Annotated in this window: 1 protein-coding gene and 2 pseudogenes; 1 reads left to right on the forward strand and 2 read right to left on the reverse strand. The window is 43.5% G+C overall.

What is annotated here, in order from left to right:
- A pseudogene (locus WJP93_RS00005) lies at window positions 1–371 on the forward strand (adenosine deaminase); the annotation flags it as partial.
- A gap of 107 nt (window positions 372–478) precedes the next feature.
- Here the strand turns inward: WJP93_RS00005 and WJP93_RS00010 are convergent.
- Window positions 479–1,744, reverse strand: a complete 1,266-nt coding sequence (locus WJP93_RS00010; protein WP_337546113.1) for an ABC transporter permease — start codon at window positions 1,742–1,744, stop codon at window positions 479–481.
- Window positions 1,745–3,823: pseudogene (locus WJP93_RS00015) on the reverse strand (hypothetical protein); the annotation flags it as partial.

Here is a 3,823-nt window from a genome sequence, read left to right on the forward strand (position 1 = left end):
GCCGAATCGGTCATGGTGTGCGCGCCTTTGAGGATGATGCACTTTTGTCACTTTTAAAAGAAAATCAGATTCCTCTTGAGCTTTGTCCAACCAGCAACCGCCAGACAAATGTTGTGTCTGATATGAAGTCTTATCCGCTCTCAGATTTTGTAAGACGTGGACTGGCAGTCACCTTAAATACCGATAATCCAGCGATCTCAAGCACAACGATTGCAAATGAGTTTGCCTACGCTCAGTCTCTTGGTATCACACTTGCACAGGAAGAAAAGATGCTTTTAACCGCTGTAGATGCCGCCTTTACAGATGAGGCTACTAAGGGTAAGCTAAAAAAGTTGCTTGGCAAAACCACTTCAATTGAATCGATTCAATAAAGCAAAAAAATATCGGCCTCCAATGATTAGATCTCACGATTGGAAGCCGGTATTTTTCATTTTAAGTATTCATTTTTGCTAATATCACTTATTTACTTTTCAAACCTTTATTCGTGGCGAAGTGCCTCAATTGGGTTTAGATTTGCCGCTGAAATGGACGGCAGTAAACCAAAGACAACTCCAATCAGTGTAGAAAATCCAACTGATACTACGATGGATGTACCATTGATTGCAACTGGTGTAGAGGACATCTTGGAGATGACCTCTGCAAGTCCGATTCCTGCTGCTACACCCAAAAGTCCGCCCATACTGGTAAGGATTGCCGCCTCGGTTAAAAACTGTCCGAGGATTCTGCCCTTTTTAGCTCCTATTGCCTTCTTTAAACCAATCTCCTTTGTGCGCTCTGTAACAGAGACAAGCATGATATTCATGACACCAATTCCTCCGACAAGAAGGGAGATGCATGCAACCCAGATTAACATGCTGTTAGTAGAGCTTTGCATATCCTGCAGCTGCTTTGCCTGCTGCATCAGATCCTCTGAGCGATATTTAATACTTGAATCAGACACATTCATGTTCTGGTTCATGATATTTGCTGCAGCCTTTCCTGCTGCCGCCATCTCATCTGCTCCGCTTGCCTGCAAAACGAGATTCTGTGCTTCGTCAAACTTATAGATTGTTCCCCACACGCCCTTTGGAATATAGATACTACCACTTGAGGAACCACCCTGATAATATGTCCAGTATTCTTCCTCTGAGTTAATAACAAGTTCGCTTTGGCCAACCTGCGTACATACACCCACTACTGTAAATGGTTCTCCATATATCTCAATTGTTTTTCCAATTGGATCTTCATCTGGAAACAATGTACGCAAAACTGACTCATCAATAACTGCCACCTGACGCTTTTTTTTGCTGTCCTCCTGAATAATTTCACGCCCCTGCATTATCTGATAGCCTGCCGTGCCAAAATAATATTGATCAATGCCAAGCACCGTACAACTACTTAATGACTGCTTATTATAAAAAACAACACTATTATACTCGGAACGCACCTGATAAAATGCAGCACGCAGCACGTTTGGAATTTGCAGAATCTCCTGACGCGTATCCTCATCAAAAAGCGGCACACCCTCTGGTGATGGATTCCATGTGCTGATCTCATATGTGTAATCATCCTGTGACAGCTGAACCTTTACCGTATGACGATTATTGCCCATCATGTTCTGCTTGATTAATTCATTTGTTCCTTCTATGGTAGAAACAATCGCAATAATGGCTGCAATACCTATGATAATGCCAAGCATTGTCAGAAATGAACGCAGTTTATGTGACCAGATTCCCTGAAAGGATAATCGTATATTTTCAAACATTTACTGATCCACCTCCCCATCATCTGCCATGCTTGCATTGTACATCATGCCATCATCTGCCATACTTGCATCGTACATCATTCCATTGTCATACATGCTTGCATCCATATCCTGATCCATACCTGGCTCCATCTGTCCATTGCTGTCATCACCATACTCACTTGTTGTCTTAACACCTTCCTTTACAGTCTTTCCAAATGGTACTGCAATCATATCATCATTTGTTAATCCTGATTTGATCTGGTAATAGCTGCCATACAGACTCTTTCCAATCGTGACATAGCGCTTTTCAAGAAGACCAGTCTGCTGATTTCTCGCATAGACAAAGTAACGATTATCTTCTTTCTTGACATACATCTGACTTATATAAAGAGAATCAGAATCACCCTGAGTCGTCAGGCTGATATCAACATAAGCGCCATTTGTAAGTCCCTTTCCATCCTCTGGCGTAATATATGCTACAAACGGATAATATGAAAGATTTGGATTCTGTGAGCCTCCCATCGTATTTGTGGTTGGATACTCAGAAACTTCTGTTACTACCGCTGTACAGAAAATTGATGAATCATTCACCCAGCTGCTACATGAAATATTCATTCCCGGCACAAAAGTATCAAGAAGATCCTCTGTGACAGTTCCCTGAACGTAATATCCTTCGCCTCCGTTAATAACGGCAAACGGCTTCGAATAATCAATATCATCCATATTTTGCAGTTCTTCTACTGTTCCCTTTACGGTACTGCAGATAGTTGCGCTTTTTGCCAGCTCTTTTTGCTGCTTTGCATATTCAAGCTCTAACTTTCTGCGCTCCAAATCCATATCACGCAGACTCTCCTTCTGAGACTGAATCTCCTTCGCAAGTTCTTCTGCTGTGTAGCCGCTAAAATCCTCATTCTGGAATGTTGGAAGTGAGATATCGGCTGGTGCGGATCCATTACCGTCTCCATCTCCACTGCCCGCCGCCGTCAATGTATGACGTACAGATGCTGTTGCCAACATTGCCGTGCGCTCCTCTGTGATATTATATGCGCTCTGTGTGCCAGACTCTGTCGATGGTTCTGAAGATGGCATTGTTGGCTGCACATAATTAGGATTTGCCTCTGTCTTTGTTGCACCACACACACTGCACTGGTAATAATTCCACGGACTTGTCGTGCCGCCATCATAATACAATACATATTGATGTGCATTTGGATCTGGGTCAGTCTGCTGCGTTTCAATCACACCACATACTGAACACTGTCTAACAAGATAGCCCTTTGTCACGCATGTTGCAGGGTTATTTACAATATCTACAAATATATGATCTGCCTTTTCACCCTCCTGCACAATGTAGCCATCACCGCATCCGTCGCAGCGATATGTTACAATTGACGGCGACAAACATGTGGCCTCTGTGCGACTTTCTTCTATATAATTATGTGTGTGAATAATCGGCTTATCATCCTCAGAAAGAATCATCTTTGATAAGTCAAGATCATACGCCGGCATTCCACTCTCATTATAAAAACGAATTGTTGCATATTTTTTCTCACTTACAAGCTTACGGATCAGTGCATTATCAAGCTTTGCATCAGCACCGCAAAGGAACAAATATGGTGACTGCTTACTTCCATCACCGCTTGCTGCCTGCTCTACTTTTGTAATTTCCTTTCCAATCAGCTGTTCTCCATTTGCGCCTGTCGGATCAGGCGCCGTGGTAGGTTCTGGCGTTGATTCCTCACTTGGCTGCGTACTCGGATTTTCTGAACTTGACTGCTCTGGACTAGATTCCTCTGTGCTTGACTGATCCTGGCTTGACTGCTCCGCAGACGATTCTGAAGATGAGCTTTGAGATGGACTTTCCGATGACGGCTCGGTACCTGTCGGCTGCTCTGCACTCGTCTGCTCTGCACTCGTCTGCTCACCGCTTGACTCCTCTGGCTTTGTTGGCTCTTCACTGCTTGATTCCTGTGATGAGGTCGACTGCTCCGAAGAACTTTCCTGCGCAGATGAACTCTCTTTCTCGGATGAACTTTCTTTTTCACTTGAGCTTTCTTCTTCGGATGAACTTTCTTCCTCACTTGAGCTTTCTTCTTC

The sequence above is a fragment of the Anthropogastromicrobium sp. genome (genome assembly GCF_037349415.1).
GTDB classification, from domain to species: domain Bacteria; phylum Bacillota; class Clostridia; order Lachnospirales; family Lachnospiraceae; genus Anthropogastromicrobium; species Anthropogastromicrobium aceti.

Coding starts and splice junctions, on each gene's coding strand:
- WJP93_RS00010 (WP_337546113.1), bottom strand. CDS start 1,744: ATGTTTGAAAATATACGATTATCCTTTCAGGGAATCTGGTCACATAAA.